This is a genomic window from Bradyrhizobium sp. CCGE-LA001 (assembly GCF_000296215.2).
Lineage (GTDB): Bacteria > Pseudomonadota > Alphaproteobacteria > Rhizobiales > Xanthobacteraceae > Bradyrhizobium.
Genome location: NZ_CP013949.1, coordinates 6,256,767 through 6,273,500 on the forward strand (window position 1 = coordinate 6,256,767; position 16,734 = coordinate 6,273,500).

The following is a 16,734-nucleotide window of genomic DNA, read 5'->3' on the forward strand; positions in this document are numbered from 1 at the left end:
GCACTGCAGTTGCTTACAGCGGCGAGCAGCCGCGTCCCGAAGTGACTCGGCTGGCGTTCCGGGGAGCACGGCTACCAGACCTCCACTTCATTTCGGAGCCGACGCAACGAATGCCAGCCATGGTGATACGCCTGTTTCATTTCTACAAACTGAAGTTTGCTATCCAATTTTCCACTGCTAGGTAAAATCGATTGTTTCGATAGAACACATCCACATGATGGATTGATCAACACTATGCGGTTCAAGGGCCTTGATCTAAATCTTCTTGTTGCGCTCGATGCTCTGATGACAGAACGCAACCTCACCGCGGCGGCACGCAAAATCCACTTGAGCCAGCCAGCCATGAGCGCCGCCGTTGCCCGGTTACGCACCTATTTCGGCGATGAACTATTTACGATGAGGGGACGCGAACTTGTCCCAACACCTCGAGCCGAAGGACTAGCAGCCCCGATTCGCGAGGCTCTGCTGCATATTCAACTCTCCATTATTTCGCGGGAGGCTTTCGACCCGGCTCAATCGAGCCGACGATTCAGGATCATCCTGTCCGATTTTATGACGATCGTCTTCTTCCGACGAATCATAGACCGGGTCGCGCGGGAGGCTCCGGCCGTGCGCTTCGAGTTGATGCCCTTCTGTGATGAACACGATGAGCTTCTAAGGCGCGGCGAAGTCGACTTTCTTGTCTTTCCGGAGCTGTTCATGTCGAGCGCGCATCCCAAGGCCACGCTGTTCGAGGAGACCCTTGTATGCGTGGGCTGCCGCACAAACAAGCAGCTATCGCGCCAGCTTACTGTGGAGAGATACATGTCAATGGGGCACGTCGCAGCCAAGTTTGGACGCGCATTGAGGCCAAACATTGAAGAATGGTTCTTGCTTGAACACGGGCTGAAGAGGCGCATTGAAGTCGTCGTGCAAGGCTTTAGCATGATTCCGTCCGTGATATTGGACACGGTTCGCATCGGGACTATGCCGTTAAGATTGGCCAAGCATTTCGAGAAGGAGATGCTCCTGAAGATCGTCGAACCACCGCTCCCGCTTCCGTCCTTCACCGAAGCCGTCCAATGGCCTGCTGCCAAGAATGCCGATCCGGCAAGTATTTGGATGCGGCGCATCATACTGGAGGAGGCCGCCAACATCGCTTCTACGCACGAGGCGGGCCGACGTCGCAGGCATTGCTAGATACACGGCAGACACCGCATGATACTTCCAATTCGCTACATTCGTGAGCAGTTCTTCTAGCGCACAAGCCTTTTAAGGGTGCAGCAACTCAAGCATTGATGCGCGCTGGTGCAAGTAGTGCCACGGCCGAGCTACGGGTGCTGGCTGTGTCGAACGACGCCGGGCAAGCGGCGCGGAGGAATGACGAGACTGTGGCTCCCCGCAATCGCCACCGCCGTCCGGCGCCCCGCCGCGGAATAAAATTCTCTTGAATCGCACACTGCGTGAGGTTGTAGGCTTGCATTCAGTGGACCAGGTGTAACGTACGCTGTCCTAGACAACGCCTCGCAGACTCCCGCCTCGGTGGAGCAGCTGCCGGGGCTGCACTGCTGTGGTCTCGAAAACATCCATCTGGCTGCGAGCGATTGCTGGATGGCCATACTGGTCCACGTCGCCCCCGCGAGTTCCACGTTGCGATCGTCTGCTCACGGCCATCAATCATCCGGGCGGCTTTGTACCGCCATTGCGACCCGGAGCAAGCTAGCCCAGGTCGAAGATAGACACCATCGCGTGTTTTTAGAACAACACGAGCGCTTTCAGTGGGATACGCATGCGCTTCAAGGGCCTTGATCTGAATCTTCTGGTGGCTCTCGACTCTCTGATGACAGAGCGCAACCTGACCGCCGCCGCTCGCAACATCAACCTCAGTCAGCCGGCTATGAGCGCCGCCGTCGCCCGACTGCGCGCCTATTTTGGCGATGAGCTGTTTACGATGAGAGGTCGAACACTTGTCCCGACATCGCGTGCCGAACGCCTCGCCTCGCCTGTTCGCAAGGCGTTGCTCCACATACAACTCTCTATCATTGCGCGCGACGTATTCAATCCAGCTGACTCGTGCCGTCGCTTCCGGATCAGTCTTTCCGAATGCGTCACCCTAATCTTTTTTCGAAAGATCGTAGATCGTGTGGCGCGAGAGGCTCCAGGAGTCAGCTTTGAATTGCTGCCGCTCAGCGAGGACCACGATGAACTTCTACGGCGAGGTGAGATCGATTTTCTGATCATGCCTGAGTCTTTCATGTCGAGTTCTCATCCGAAGACTACAATTTTCGGCGAAAGGCTTGTGTGTGCAGGCTGTCCCACGAACAAACGCCTACCGCGTAGGCTGACATTCGAGGAATATATGTCGCTAGGACAGGTTGCAGTCAGGTGGAATCTTGCACACAACCCTTCGATTGAAGAAGACTTCCTGCTCCAACATGGGCTTAAGCGTCGCATCGATATTGTGGTGCAGAGCTTTTGCATGGTCCCGCCCATGCTATCGGCCACGGACCGCATAGGCGTAATGCCGTTGAGGCTGGTTGAACATTTCGATAAGACCACTCCGCTGCGGATCGTTGACCTCCCATTGTCACTTCCCGCCTTTACCGAAGCCGTGCAATGGCCCGCCGTTCACAACACCGATCCGGCAAGCATATGGATGAGAGAGATACTATTGCAGGAGGCTTCCCGCATGAGCTCTCGGGGTGATGAAAGCCAAGAACTTAAGCGCTCCAACTTCATTCACTGAACTTCGTCATCTGCTCTTCGCAGAGATCCGCTCTCGGTCAAAGCATGCAAATAGCTGAGCCTCGTTCGTCCTAACGGCCACCTTTCCACGCCGGTATTCGCCGCAAGCAAAGCAGCTCACTTGAGCCCGACTTCATTGGTTGCCTCGAGCAATCCGGTCCTACGGGCTCATGACGGTTTGCGGCCCTTGGATCGCTCCCTGACACTATTGTGCCAACGATTGCAAATTGCTATCGAGCCCAGCCCGTCGGAGACGACCTCAAAGTCAGCGGGATCCGCGCTCGAAACCTCCCGTGCGCCTCGCACTCTGCAGTGAATGGGCACCGCTTACCTAAAAGTGCGGAGAACAGCTATGCGACGGATCTGGGCAGCCAAGGTGTTGCACAGTGGCATCATTCGATGCGCATACTCATCATTGTCGGTCTGCGCCGCCAGTCCGTCTCCTTTTGGCCCCAGCACAGCCAAACACCTTCGCCACGTGCGCCGCCGGCGCAGTGAGACTCTAGGAGCTGAACGTTGCAGCGAGATCATCGCATCTTTGAATCAGAGGAGCTTTCAACCTTGGGCATGATTTTTGAACGGACAGTTACAGTGTTGCCCGTAGCGATGCGCACTCCGGAAAACAGAACGGCAATCGCGCAGCTCGTCCTGCAGTTCGGAGCTGCAGGCGAAGCCGAGCTGGCATGCCTATTGATTCTGATGCGCACCCTTTCCTTCGCGAATTGATCAAGCGCACTCACGATAAGCTCTTCCGCGTGCGCCTGGTAATATCGTTCAGCTAGACCATTGAAATGGCTTGAATCTCACGTGGCGTTAGGTTGTAGGCTTTGAAATAGAAAATCATGACCAAAGCTACACCACGAAGGCGTCGATGGCGCATAGGCGAACTTGCAGGGGCTACCGGAGTAACGGTACGCACTCTGCATCACTATGAGCACACGGGGCTACTTGCTGCGTCGGAGCGCACCGAGGGCGGTCACCGGATGTATGACCGCGAAAGCATTCAACGAGTGCATCAAATTCGGGCCCTCCGTGAGCTCGGATTTTCACTTCAGGAGATCGGTAGGGCGATGGACGGTCGCACCTCTCTCACGGACCTATTACGCAAGCACCTGCAGCGTATTGAGGTTCAAGTCGCCCGTGCAACTCAGTTACGAGATCGCTTGCGCAATATGACGACCGACGGTGACGCCCAAGTGAGCGTTGACGAGCTACCTGCCGCGCTTCATGCAATGTCGAGGGTTGAGAAACGTCCTCAGGCAAATCCATGCACATGCGCCCTTGCAGCGGATCGCGAGGAGCGGTGGCGGCGAATCCGCAACGACTTACGCGATTGTATGGACCGAAGCGAGCATCCGTGCAGCGACCGTACAAAGGCCGTGGCGCTTGAGGCGCGCTTGCTGATCAACGAGATCGCGGGAAATGATTCGACCGGTTCAACCATCTTGAAGGTTCTGGCACGGTTGAGCGATCCTCGCAGCCTAGCCGGGTGGGATCCGCACCTGATGCAGTATCTCGACAGCGCCCTTGTTGGCCTGGAGGATCAACCGCATTAATCAGGCCCATAGGGCCGATGCACGTCCGCGATCCTATTTCCAAATGCACTTCTTGGCACCGCGACGATCGGCGGTTTGGATTTAAGTCAGATAGCTCGGCCGCTCATCGCGCTGCTACTCGCAGGGAGCGCGTCGATCTTCCGGCTCGACAAGTCCTCTAAAACTAGACTGGCCGGCGCCGGAGGCAATTCCCGTGCGACAGCTTCTTCTTAACGCGTTCGATGAGGGTCGCCAACTATATGGTTTGCTAGCTTGCATTTGGCAGCGCGCCGCGAGACTTTCGACGCTACGGCAATCACAATTCTATCGGAACGATGCGGGAGTGCCGACCCTGATTCATCGCGCCCGTGCGATCACGTGCCTGCTCGCGCCTTCTCAGCGCAGTCCAGGAGTACTCCCTAGACGATCAGCAGGTTTCGCCAGCACAACACTTCAGTACTCACCATGACTGTTGGGCGGCTCTGCGGCGACATCACGATGGTCGAACCCGGATTCTTATGCCGCCGACGACTGCTCGCGCCAACGGCCTATCGGCGGCTTGGATGGTTACCATAAAAACAATCAATTTTACCGGATCTGCCTCAATCCTCATATTCAATCGCCGGATTTGGAAGCCGCGATCAGAAGGGTCGTTATGACAATGCTTTTCACTGTCGTCAGCAAGGTTGCAGGCGAATTTACCCTCTGCGACAGCATGTTGCACGAGCGTAAGCCATCCCATCGTTCAAATGCAGGGGCGTGCTCTACCGTGCCAGTCTGCTGGCACAATCCAGGTGCTCGTCGATGATAATCAACGCCTGAGACGCGAGCCAGGTGGGCTGCGCGTCAGGCGACCTAGCTCGTCGTTCGTAACGAATCAGCACGCCATAGAGCAACACCGACCGCACAAGCGCAAACCGCGACAGTTGCGGAGCCGCTGCAGTTTGGCCAGCGCAAGAACCCTCGACCAGGGCGACACGAACGTCATCCCTTACTTATCGTTATGTTATAACAAGAGAGAGAACGCGCTGTGGAGTTTGATCTTTGCAATTCGAGTGTGCCCGACTCCAACAACGGGCTCAATCAGCAGGTCGAGGCAGTTACAGGACTGATCTGCGAGGAGAAGCAACCGCTCGACCCAATTCAAATGCTCAGCAAAAACACGAGCACTTTGATAACAGGGAGAATCGAGAGCGGTCTCAGCGCCACGAGGGCCGGGGCTGCAGCCGGCCAAAGGCAGCCCAACCGACGGCCCGACATAGAAGCTGGTGTTTTCTATCCAGAGGACCTTCAGGCTTTGGGCCGCCTTTTTGATCAAGCAGTCGCGGCCCTGCCGTCAGCTATGCAGACACCTGACAACCGGACGATAATTGCCAAGCTGATTCTGGCGCGTGCAGTGGCCACTAATGGCCGGCCCGAGGCCTTCCATGCAGTTAATGATGCGCTATGCGTTTGCGAATTGATCAGGCGGAGCGCTCATCCATGCTGCGATGAATGATCGCTACCATCTGGTAAATTGGACAAGGAACTCCCATACCTTGGTGGCTCGCCGGCAGCGGCGATGCCCATTGTGTTCGCCTCCATTAAGCACGCTGACTTTCCGCGGTTTCATTCGGTGTGTTGTTGGCACCCTAAATGAACGCACCAGAAGTCACTCCATGTCGCTGATCAAGAGCAGCAGTGCCGGGCATTTAGCTGGGCTCTTTCAACTCGTGGCCCGCGCCATTTTTGATATACCCGGTCCGTCTGAAGCAAGAACTTTCTTGCGGGCCGTCGCTGACATTTGCTTGGAAGTTCGTTTGGCACTTCGGCTGCAACTCGCAACAGCGTATGCCGGGCGCTGTTTGCGCATCTTTGGACCAAATCGCTGGCCAATCATCGAGAGCAACGCTCCCGATTGCCCATCCCGCCGGCCTTCCCATAGCCAATCCTCGTGAGGGTCTGACGCTTGCGACGCGGGTCGCGTCTAGTTGTTTGTCGCTCAAGCCACCGCTCGCGGATCATGATCATTTCTGCTCTGCGATGCTTGACGAGCTGCACTAGCTGCCGGTTGATCCGAGCCACTTGTTTCGGTTGTGATGTTAACCACGAATAGCGCCAGGGATACAATCTGGATATGCCGGACTTTTTCGCGCTGGTACCTAACGCACCGTGAGATTTGAGCGTTTTCTTACTGAGGAATGTTGTGCTGAAGTTACAGCAATTCACATTGATGTTGCTAATACGCCCAGAGCCGGGGTCAAGAAAGGAACAACACTGCAATGAAGAATTTGCTGCTTCTGACTGCAAGCATCGTCGCAATCAACACGGCGGTACCCGCTTTTGGCGCGGATCTCGCTCCACAGCCTGTCATAACCAAGGCGCCGCAGCTGCCGGTCGCTCCCGTGATCTATGACTGGACCGGTTACTATTTGGGCGTTAACGGCGGCTGGGGCTCGAGCCATAACTGCTGGGATCTAGCAGGAGGTACTCCAGAAGGATGCCATGGTACGACCGGCGGCACTATCGGCGGCCAGATTGGCTATCGCTGGCAAATCTTCAATATCGTTTACGGCGTTGAAGGCCAAGGCAACTGGGCAGATTTCAGCGGCTCCAATGTGAGCGCGGCTTTCCAGTCGAACATCAATCGGACCAGGACAGATGCGTTCGGCTTACTCACCGGCCAGATCGGCTACGCTTTCAATACCGTTCTGCTTTACGCCAAGGCCGGTGCTGCGGTGACCAGCAACACGTATCAGATCAACTCGACGCCCAATGGCCCTGAGGTCAAAAGCGACAATGTCCGTTGGGGTGGTGCCGTAGGCGCTGGCGTGGAGGTGAACTTCGCCCCTGGCTGGTCAGCTGGCGTCGAGTATGACCACCTATTCATGCCGGAAAGCAACGTAACCTTCTCCGCAGCCGGGTCGGATCGCATCCACCAGGATGTCGAGATGGTAACCCTTCGGCTTAACTACAAATTGTTCCCAGGCGTTGCAAAATAGCGATCGACGCGCTTGCCAGGAGCCCCGACCTTCGGTCGGGGCTTTTTCTTGAGTATATTCCCGCACCAACATCCCCCCTTTTTTTTAAGTGCCGCCGCCCGCGGAAAGGCGCTGGCACCCTGCCGGAACCCGCAGACTGGTTGCGCTTGATCTGACAGAAATATGTACCGTCAGGCATAGGACTCGAGTGTCGGATCAAAGATAACGATGTCGGCAAACTGACGCGCCCGCGGACATTAGGCGTGGCGCGGACCTCGATTACCAAGCGGCACGTTGCTTGCTTCATTTGTACTCTCGCCGCGAGACCAGCTCCCACGGCGCTTGGCCAAAATCGATGAGCGCAGCGGAGGGTTTGATGCGATCTGGAGTTCGTTCGAGCGGGCCAGCGATGATCGCACCCGCGAGGTCATTCCGGCTGCCTTTAGCCCGGCAAACAAAGCTGGCGCCAGCTCTGTGGGGCTGGTCAGAGGATAGTTGTCACCCAGGCCGGAGAGAGTATGGCCGAACATCCTCACACGTGCTTCGCCACGCATAGCCGCTCCTGTTTGTGGCACGCTGCACTGCTCGACAAGATGAAGGTCAGGCGCAGCGTGCGAAATGCTCGAAGTCGCAGCACGGCCACCCTGATCTCACCCCGTACAACCGACGCTACCATCGAGTTCGCCCTCCTCGCTCGCAGCGCTTTGACCGGAAAGAGCAGAGTGCAAGGATTGTTCTTGTCAGCATCGGTGTCCGGGCGTTTGTTGTTTGTGATCGTTCACCCGCCTTGCCGGCGACGACTCTTGGTGCCGCCGGTTTTGCTCTCCACGGAGCTCGTCAGCGATCCCGACCTCGAGAGCACCTGAAGGTGGCCAGGAGGACAACCATATCCGCTCCTCAGCTGCTCCAATCCAGAGTGCGCAGTCATGAATTTCGCAGCACCCTGGAATTGGGGCCCGGTCAAGGACCTGCTTCCTCTCACCATATACCGGTGCGCAAAACAGAAGATGTTGCAAGGTGATCGCGAGCAAATGGTCGAACGAATGAGCTATTTGCCTCCCACGCGCTTACTCCACATTTCTCGAAAGCTTCGCATCTCTCTTGAGGTGCAGCTGCGCTGGACTGATCCGCTACCTGTCACAAGCATGCTGTCGAGGAACACGCGAAACTGCTCCTTAAAAGGACGACGCTGATGGCAAGTCGCTACATGCCACATATTGGGATGGTTGCTTTGGCCAGCCAGCAGTATCTGGCGATCGCGTTGATCTATTCGGCCATTCCGGTGATCCTTCGAGCCAACGGCGCGAGTTTGCAACTGGTTGGATTGTATAGCACGGCATTCTTTGCCTTCACGATTAGCTTTCTTTGGGCCCCCATCGTAGATCGATGGAGCCTCAATCGGCTGGGGCTTAGGCGATCCTGGATCCTTTTGACCCAAGTCGCCGCTACCACTGCGCTGACAGTGATGGCATTCTTGAATCCGAAAACTGATTTTGTTCAGGTTTTTCTGGTTTCTCTCGCCCTTGCCAGCGTCGCCGCCACCCAGCGGATCGCAACCCTGGGCTACATAACCGAAGCCCTCGATTCCGCCGAGCGTCCGTTCGGGGCCACGCTGCTGGGCTGGGGTCGGGTCATCGGACACGTGATCGGCGGCGCGATCTTCCTCCAGCTGATCGAAATTATCGGTTGGCGTCCGGCTCTGCTGGGACTAGCGCTGCTGGTAGCCGTTTTCGCTGTATGGGTGTTTGCGATTCCTGAACCACTCCCTTTCAAGGCTCAATCGCGCTCACCGCAGCGGCTGTCTATCTTCCGGCGTAACACTGGTCTATGGACAACGGCCGCATTGATAGCGCCCGGCGTCGCCGGAATCGCACTGGCGTTCGCAATGGTGCAGTTGCGGCTGGTCGATCTCGGCTTTGCCACGGCAGACATTGGATGGATCGGAGCGATAGCGAACGTCCTGACGTATACTATCATTGCACCGCTGACCACCGTAATCCTAGCGCGAGTGGCGCCGCATCGAGGCCTGATCTGGGGCTGTGCAATCCTGGCCATCGGTTTTGGCGCGTTTGCGATTATGGACCGCTATGTCAACGTTCGCGTGAGCGCTGTCGCCAGCGTTGGGATCGTATTCTCCGCCCTCGCCGTCCAGCACGTTACATTCACCAACTGGTTTCTCGCGCTCGCCCGGCCAGGCAAAGCGGGGACAGATGTCACATTCTTGACTTCGGCGATGTCGGCGTTCGCATTGGCAGGTTTCGCTGTGAGCGGATTTATCGCGGCGAGATTTGGCTACAGGGTGACGCTGATACTGCCAAGCCTCGGCTATGCTCTCTCAGGCTTGATCGCGGCGGGATTCGCCGCCAATCTGATGCCGCCACGGGTGGCGTAAGACTGATGATCGAGCCCGTCCTCGTGATTCAGAGTGCCTCGATCGACAGCAATCATGCCTGAGAAAACTACAGGAGCACTCATCGATTGAGTCCCAAGCTGGCCGTCGACGACGATTGGGAGCGTGTCTTTCTCGTCCCCTTTTTCAGAGTGATCTTGCGGCAAAGACGGATACGTTTCGGAGCGAATAACCTGATCCTGCACGACACTTGCTCTCTGCGAGCAGCAACTTGGCTCATATCATATGGTCGGCTGAGTTTACTCCATCGCCTCGCCGAGCGAATTGCCCCTAAGGCCGACGTTGTGTCTTCAACAGATTCCAGCCGCCCACTGGCTTCGAGATCATCAGATGCCAGCAAGATCCTTCACGCAACATGTACCAAGATAAGATTGAGGCGCATCGCCAAGATTGCGGCTTGGATCCGGCTGGTCGCGCCGAGCTTGCGCATCGCGTTCTTAAGATGAAAATTCACTGTATTCAGACTAATTTGCAAGATCTTCCCGATCTCCCATGATGATTTGCCCTGTGCGACCCACCGGAGACAATCGAGTTCGCGCTCCGATAGGGACACTCTCTTTGTGCAATTATCTTCCGCTGGACGTGTGATCTCCACGCAAGCGGCGTGGAAGTGCCAGGCTAACGCGTTGAGATGGCCCTTACAACGCTGAGGATCGGCATCGTCGAACCGAGAGGCGAACGATATGACAGATATTCGCCCCAATGGTCCAAACAAGGGAACACTCATGCCGTGCTTGAGACCGGCCTCTCTGGCCTCATCAAGTACGCGCCGTTCTTCAGGCTGCAGTGGATATTGCTCGGCGAGTTGATCCCAAAGAAATGGCCGCGCAAGCATTGGTGTCCGTAGGACGACCGGATCAATCATGTGGTATTTGTGTTTGAAATAGCGTTCACACCAGTCGGGCGGCCACTTCACGGCCACCGTCGGCGGTGGATACTCCGGTAGACGAAGCGGCTCCGCGAAATTGAGTGCTCCGTAAGAGACCTCGCTGAAGCCTTCGTGGCTTGCACAGCTTACAAGAAGCTCGAAAACCGCTCTGAGCGACTGCGTTTTCGTCGCACACTCGGTGAAGCTGAAAAGATCCATTTGAGGCGCCCCGGCAGGCTGGCCCAAGAGGTCGGTGTTGCGCCGCTCGATTGAGCCATTATCAAGGGGAGGCAAGTTCCAGTCCATCGCCGAGCCGCTCCGTGATGATGCGCTCAACGGGCGCTACGTCACCGTCGACGTCCAGTTTGCCGGCGACATAAAAAGAGATGGGAGGCGATCGTGCGCGGTCGTACGACTCTGTATCGCCAGTCCGCAACCGGTCTTCAAGGCGTCGACGACGGCGATAACGCCGACGATGAGCAACCCGACACGATCTTCGCGCAAGTTTCGCTCTATTTGTAGAACGTGCATAACGCCTGAGTGCCAGGGTCCTGCATCTCCAACGCGAACAATTCTTGAGCGTTGAGGCTGACGGAGCTTCGTGGCGCAGGAGGATGGTCGTTAGGAGGCGGCCCCGATGTGCTCGCAGTCGGGGGATCCTCTTGGTGCAGCGGACACTTTGCATGCGCAGCTCCGGAAGCAAAAACCTGCGGATCAGCACAGCAATTGTCGTACCAGTTCCATGGCCCCTCAAAGTGGGGCTTCACGACAATGATTAGGAAGCTTTTAGATAGATGCGGTGGGGAGGCCTGCGATGGTGACTCGCGACATCAGGAGGAAAGCCGACAGTGCATTTGGCCGATTTGTTCATCATGACTGATTGATTGGCTCCTTCTTTTTGGTCGGTGTCGGCCCCTTGTTGTCAGGTTACGCGGGATCGGCTCGTTGTGGCGTGTCGCATGCAACGAACTTGAAGCAACCGGCAAGAAAAAGCCGGTTAACTGGATTTCCGAGCTTGTTTTGTGAGACGATCCTCCCTCCTGATGGCTGAGCACATGAAGTTCTGAGGCATCGATAGTCTGTGATGCGCGACAGTTCGCCTGTCCACGCGCACCAAAACGTGTCAATTTGTGGCTACGGTTGTGAGCGGCTTAGCAACGTTTCTCAGGACGGCGGCGCGGCAGTTGGCAAACATCTTCTGCGTATAGTTGCCGCCGAAGTAGTCCATCACGAAGGTGCCGTTATACTCCAGATCATCGCCCACGCTGCTGATTACGGCGTCGAGAATTGCGCCGACTTCGGGAATGCGCTCGCGGTAGCGGGTGCGAATAATATTAGCGGCGTTGATCGAGTGAACGGCCTCGTCGGCAACCACCTCTCTCAGCCAGCGAAGGAAATTGCTCCCCAGTCCGGCATAGAACTCTCTATCCGCGGCATAGGCGCGGCAAGTGCACATCTCGTCAAACGCGATCATGACGAGGAGAGAAAATTCGTCCTTTAAGTATTCATCAATGGCGGAGAAATCATGCAGTCGATCTGCCAATCTGTCTCGAAGATCCGTTTCGGATTCACCCGCGACGAGTTCCATGATCTGGATGAAGCTCTCGGTATGACGTTCTTCATCCCCGGCCCAGGCACTGAAGAACGCCTCAGCTTCGCTGCTCGCGATCAGATTTCGATTGATCACTTCTTGCCTCAAATGCCTCGCGTCGTATTCCGTATACAACCCTGGCCACAGCTTGGTCCGGCGTGCGCGCACAGTCGCCGGGCCAGCCGTGAAGGCCGCAGGTTTCAACTCATCGAAAAAATATTTTGGATTCCAGTTCCGTCGAATTAGTGAGATCATCTGACTATCCTCACTCTGAGCGGTCTGCTAGGCGAACGCTCGGAACGCATACTTGCTTAACACGAGGTAGGCTGTCGCCCCCCTGTTCTGGTGGCAATTTCGTCGAGAACTTCATCAAACTTCTGACTCGCATTCGTCCACGGAAGCACCTCCCGGCGTCCTCAAGGTAGTGGAGAGTGCGGTATCCGCTTTGCTTTCTGTTCTTCACCTCGTCTCTCCAAGAAGGCTGGTCTATCGAGACTCAAGTCTGGGATTGGATGGGTGATCCAGACCGTCAGGGATGAAAAGCCCCTCCACTGTCGACTCTGGGTACAAGCCGCACCTCCCGGCCGTACTATGTATTAGGATACGAGCGCAGTCAGACCGAGACTCTTGACAGGCGGCTCGGGCACTGAGATGTGAGCTCCATTGCTCGATCGCATGCCACCAGGGTGCTTGTCCCGCCTCGCGGCAGAGACACGCGGAGTTAGGGGCGTCACAAGTGTCAACTGTGCGACCAAGGAGCGCTTCATGGGCCTCTCAAGACGACCACATCTACGTCCCGGCGCTCGGAAGGCGCCGGCATATCGCAACAACCCTTGTGACCGTCTGTCCTTCGTGCGTCGCGGCCGCGATTCGAAATATGACTAAGTCTCATTGAGCTGCGATGTCCTCCGGCGAGGCTGGACCGAGTTGCAAAGCGGCGACAAGGCGTTTCGCGCGGGTCGCACTCCAACGGTCGATACGTGGAAAACGACGACGGTTGGTCTGAGCTAAACGCTCACTCACAGCCGAAGGACGGCATTGCTGATTCGTGGGTATTTGGTCAACGGAGCGTGCCGACGCAGACGGGAAGGTAAACCCGCTCGATTGGTGGAGAAGCCACTCCTCACTCCCCAAGTCACGTCCGGCGTCGCGAAGGCGCGACTATTAGCCGGCACCCTCGCAGCGAAAAGCTGACTTATCAAGCTCTGTATTATCAGCTTCCATATCGATATCGTCGTGGCCCAACTGCATCTGAACCGTGGGCATCGTTTCCAAAGCCATTATCCCTGTTGTTCACCCGTATCTTCACGGTTTCATGCCGAGGCCGACAAAGATAATCAGCCCACAGATTGCCGCCTCGCGATAACCGCTTCATGATCATCCAAGGCACGTTGGCGATTTGCTTCGAAGAGCGCGTTGACCGCGGGCGACCATTTCGCCGCAAAAGACTTCGGCAAGAACTCAAGGGTAAGCAAGCTCTGTGCAAGTTGTGCAGTCTGATCGCCGGCCTCGTCACATCACTGTCCCAAGTGATTATAATTGTTTGACGTTTATGATCTGACGCTTGAGCCAAGGCGCCCCCGACGCACTTAACCGGGGGGGCTAAAAAAAAGTGCGCCGGGTTCACCCCAACATCATCAGTACATCCGTGATGACGCTGTCGAGAATGAAACAACCAGCGTGGCGGAATTGAGGCCCATTACTTCATCGGACTCGCTCTGAAGTTTTTCACACTCAGCATCGAAGAGCTTGAATCCAACGTTACGTCAGGATGTATGATCGCGCTTGGCCCGTCGTGGGGCAACACAATTGCGGAGGGCCACGACGGATTTGCGGGCGCGAGCAGAACCGCGTTCGCCCCCGCCCGGTGAGATCATTCACTCGGCGGCCCACCTGAGCGGTCTTCCATTTCATTCGGGGAACTCGCAACTGGATTCCAGTCTTTACGGCCTCGCGGTTTCTAGCTCTCATTCGTCGGCCACGTGCTCTCGTTGCTGGCAACGACCATAGGCTTCAAGACTGCCTGCGTCTTTCTCCGCCAGCTTTTGCTGCTGGCGTTGCAAGCCTTCTGTTCTTAGCCGGGCGACTGCAGAAGCCGAGACAAATCCGTGGCTACAGTCCGACAACAGAGACGACTCTGCTCTCGCCCGCGCCGCCGCTTCAATGAGGATAAAGCTCTCTGTTGCAATTGCGCTTATGCTTCCGAAGCCTCTCAGACCTGTAGCCGGTCGATTGACATAGCGCAAAGACATGGCGAGCGCCGCGATTAGGGTGTGTCTCACAGCATCATGGGACAGTAACGTTGCAGAAGTCACTCCTGACAAAGTATTGCGATGCCCGGCTGCCTTGGTACACCATCTATCCAACTGTACCGGACTTCTCGGTGGCAGTAGGCTCGAACACCTGTGAAGAATGGCTGAGCCGACGGTCGGACGAGCCCGTGTCGCTCTATCTACACATTCCGTTCTGCCGATCGATCTGCTGGTATTGCGGCTTCACTACAGCCCTAGCCCGTAAGGATGCCCCCTATCTCTCTTATTTGGAGGTGCTGCGCAAGGAAATCGACCTGGTCGCTAAGAAAACGCCGCAACAGCTGCCTGTGAGTGACGTACACTTCGGCGGCGGCACGCCGACCCTTATCGATCCAACGCAGTTCCTGGCTCTCATGACACACTTGCGTCGCTGCTTTGCGTTCAAGAACACTACGACGCTCGCGATCGAGATCGACCCACGCACGCTTACGATCCCAATGGCCGACGCCTTAGGGGCAGCCGGAGTCAGTCGCGCGAGCATCGGCGTGCAGAGCTTCGATCCCGTTGTTCAGAGGTCGATCAATCGGATCCAGACTGAGGCGCAGACGTTCAGGGCTGTTGAAACCCTTCGCCAGCATGGAATAAGCCGTATCAACTTCGACCTCATCTTCGGTCTTCCGAACCAGACGGTGCAGTCCTGCATCCAGAGCGCTATGACGGCGCTGGCCATGCGCCCCAATAGGCTTGCGGTTTTCGGCTATTCGCATGTTCCTTCGTATATGAAGCGTCAGCGCATGATTGATGAGACGGCGCTGCCGGACGATGCAGCTCGCGCTGAACAGGCTTCGGCTATCGCCGATACTCTCGTTGCCGCCGGCTACCTGCAAATCGGGCTCGACCATTTCTCCTTACCCGATGACGAGCTCGCACTCGCGCAAAACGCTGGTCGCTTGCGGCGCAATTCCTTGGGTTACTCGGCTGATACTTGTAGAACCGTAGTCGGCTTGGGCACGTCGGCCATCGGTCGTCTCGGGGACGGGTACGTCCAGAACGAAGTCGCAACGAGCCCCTACGGCGAGCACATCGGCGCCGGCCGTCTGCCGACGGCCAAGGGCTACCGTCTCAGCGACGAAGACCGCCTGCGAGCAGCAGTCATTGAGCGTTTAATGTGTTATCTGGAGGTAGATGTTTCTGCAATTTGCTCCGCCCACGGATTCGATCCAGTTCGTTTTCTTAATTCAGCTGAACGCTTGCCGATACTCGCCGAAGACGGAATAGTGGACATCCACCAGGGTACAATCCGCATAAAGCGGGAGCATCGTTTTCTAATGCGCGCTGTTGCTGCCGCATTCGACGCTTATCTTGACCGCTCACCCTATTAGCACGGCCGGCCCGAGAGCGGTACAGTTCAGAAAACCGTTCAGTCGCGGACCTCGATTACCATTTTTCGCTGGGCCTGGCATAAGGCGATCGAACCCGGCAAATTGGCGAAGGTCTCTGCGGGCTGCGGCAGTGACGCCCATACACGGACCGAGCGTGACGTTGCGGCCTGAGCGCTCTACTTGGGGTCGCGATATACGGTTTGCTTCTGCGAAACGGATATTAAGCCGCAGCAGGGCTGAGGTATGCCAATAGCAGTCTGACGCTTCGTGAATGGTAATGAGTTTCGGCTTAGAGATCACCTGCATTGTTCTCGGTGGAGGTGCAACCTCAGAAAAGCTGGGGCAGCAGCAGCACCCTTCAGGAGTTGTATCGCGCGATAGCGGCATCACCAACATTCGTCTGACCGGGTCTCGCCGCGGCCAAATTACAGGATCTCCGCAGATAGCCGGCCCGAACGAGTCAACTACTTACCTTGGCGATTGGTGGCGACGACTGACAAATGGCAATAAGTACCAACAAACGCGACGCGCATCACACGTCAGGATTCAAGATGAAACATAGATCGTGCCGCGCCAGCGGAGCTGATGGACTTGCCAATCTCGTGCTTGGAGCTATCAGATCGGCGAGAAGCGCCATCTCGACTCGTTCATGGAGCTCGATGGCTTTCGTTCTGCCGCGATTGCCAGGCGTACAATTGTCAGACACTACTGGCCTTGGATGTCGCCGGCTTGAGGCTGGGTCGGCAACCACGAAATCGCCGTGGACGCCTCTAGCAGTGCAAGGTACATGGCGAGGGTATTCTTCCGAAAGTTGCATCCCTCTCGAACAAGTGCCCTATTTTTGTGAAGGATATCACCTTCTCGAACAGGTGGCCTTCTCCGACCAAGATGCGCGGCAAAGCACGAGATCCTCGCTCAAAGAGTGGTGGAAAGGAATGGGATCGCTCGCCGCTTATTGGAGAGAAGACAGCAAGGAGCATCCGCCGCATTAGCTTCGACGAACGAGCATCGC

At 56.5% G+C, this 16,734-nt stretch carries 10 protein-coding genes; 7 read left to right on the plus strand and 3 right to left on the minus strand.

Annotation, left to right across the window (positions count from 1 at the left end):
* Window positions 1-234: 234 nt before the first annotated feature.
* The 6 genes from nodD1 (at window position 235) to BCCGELA001_RS29095 (ending at window position 9,611) form a co-directional block, all read left to right on the plus strand.
* On the plus strand, window positions 235-1,179 hold the full coding sequence (gene nodD1 / locus BCCGELA001_RS29070) for a transcriptional regulator NodD1 (RefSeq protein WP_008558142.1): 945 nt from the start codon (window positions 235-237) through the stop codon (window positions 1,177-1,179).
* Between the two features lie 589 nt (window positions 1,180-1,768).
* A complete protein-coding gene (locus BCCGELA001_RS29075; RefSeq protein WP_008558143.1) occupies window positions 1,769-2,725 on the plus strand; it encodes a LysR family transcriptional regulator in 957 nt (318 codons plus the stop codon).
* A 515-nt stretch (window positions 2,726-3,240) separates the two neighbouring features.
* Window positions 3,241-3,450, plus strand: coding sequence for a hypothetical protein (locus BCCGELA001_RS37480; RefSeq protein ID WP_162492949.1), 210 nt, complete (start codon window positions 3,241-3,243; stop codon window positions 3,448-3,450).
* 116 nt (window positions 3,451-3,566) lie between these two features.
* Entirely contained in the window at window positions 3,567-4,280 is a 714-nt protein-coding gene (locus BCCGELA001_RS29080) for a MerR family transcriptional regulator (RefSeq protein ID WP_083543423.1), read from the plus strand.
* A gap of 2,240 nt (window positions 4,281-6,520) precedes the next feature.
* Window positions 6,521-7,240 (plus strand): outer membrane protein, encoded by a 720-nt coding sequence (locus BCCGELA001_RS29090; protein WP_008558146.1) that lies wholly within the window; start codon window positions 6,521-6,523, stop codon window positions 7,238-7,240.
* Between the two features lie 1,171 nt (window positions 7,241-8,411).
* Window positions 8,412-9,611: an MFS transporter gene (locus BCCGELA001_RS29095; RefSeq protein ID WP_083543424.1), complete on the plus strand. Its 1,200-nt coding sequence runs from the start codon at window positions 8,412-8,414 to the stop codon at window positions 9,609-9,611.
* 364 nt (window positions 9,612-9,975) lie between these two features.
* Here the strand turns inward: BCCGELA001_RS29095 and BCCGELA001_RS29100 are convergent, their stop codons facing one another.
* The 3 genes from BCCGELA001_RS29100 to BCCGELA001_RS37485 all read right to left on the minus strand — a co-directional run bounded on the left by BCCGELA001_RS29100 (window position 9,976) and on the right by BCCGELA001_RS37485 (window position 14,340).
* Window positions 9,976-10,716 carry a LuxR family transcriptional regulator gene (locus BCCGELA001_RS29100; RefSeq protein ID WP_060737909.1) on the minus strand — a complete coding sequence of 247 codons (741 nt, stop codon included), beginning with the start codon at window positions 10,714-10,716 and terminating at the stop codon, window positions 9,976-9,978.
* A gap of 904 nt (window positions 10,717-11,620) precedes the next feature.
* Complete coding sequence (locus tag BCCGELA001_RS29110; RefSeq protein WP_008558150.1) at window positions 11,621-12,343, minus strand: hypothetical protein; 723 nt, start codon at window positions 12,341-12,343, stop codon at window positions 11,621-11,623.
* A gap of 1,712 nt (window positions 12,344-14,055) precedes the next feature.
* Window positions 14,056-14,340: a hypothetical protein gene (locus BCCGELA001_RS37485; protein ID WP_144441530.1), complete on the minus strand. Its 285-nt coding sequence runs from the start codon at window positions 14,338-14,340 to the stop codon at window positions 14,056-14,058.
* Window positions 14,341-14,390: 50 nt separating this feature from the next.
* Here BCCGELA001_RS37485 and hemN point away from each other — a divergent pair, with 50 nt between their 5' ends.
* Window positions 14,391-15,722 (plus strand): oxygen-independent coproporphyrinogen III oxidase, encoded by a 1,332-nt coding sequence (hemN, locus tag BCCGELA001_RS29115; protein WP_060736892.1) that lies wholly within the window; start codon window positions 14,391-14,393, stop codon window positions 15,720-15,722.
* Window positions 15,723-16,734: the final 1,012 nt, after the last annotated feature.

What these genes read in the sequence shown, in the direction of transcription:
- BCCGELA001_RS29110 (WP_008558150.1), bottom strand. Translation starts at nt 12,343, where the DNA reads ATGATCTCACTAATTCGACGGAACTGGAATCCAAAATATTTTTTCGAT.
- BCCGELA001_RS29080 (WP_083543423.1), top strand. Translation starts at nt 3,567, where the DNA reads ATGACCAAAGCTACACCACGAAGGCGTCGATGGCGCATAGGCGAACTT.
- BCCGELA001_RS29075 (WP_008558143.1), top strand. Translation starts at nt 1,769, where the DNA reads ATGCGCTTCAAGGGCCTTGATCTGAATCTTCTGGTGGCTCTCGACTCT.
- BCCGELA001_RS29095 (WP_083543424.1), top strand. Translation starts at nt 8,412, where the DNA reads ATGGCAAGTCGCTACATGCCACATATTGGGATGGTTGCTTTGGCCAGC.
- BCCGELA001_RS29090 (WP_008558146.1), top strand. Translation starts at nt 6,521, where the DNA reads ATGAAGAATTTGCTGCTTCTGACTGCAAGCATCGTCGCAATCAACACG.
- nodD1 (WP_008558142.1), top strand. Translation starts at nt 235, where the DNA reads ATGCGGTTCAAGGGCCTTGATCTAAATCTTCTTGTTGCGCTCGATGCT.
- BCCGELA001_RS37485 (WP_144441530.1), bottom strand. Translation starts at nt 14,340, where the DNA reads ATGTCTTTGCGCTATGTCAATCGACCGGCTACAGGTCTGAGAGGCTTC.
- BCCGELA001_RS29100 (WP_060737909.1), bottom strand. Translation starts at nt 10,716, where the DNA reads ATGGATCTTTTCAGCTTCACCGAGTGTGCGACGAAAACGCAGTCGCTC.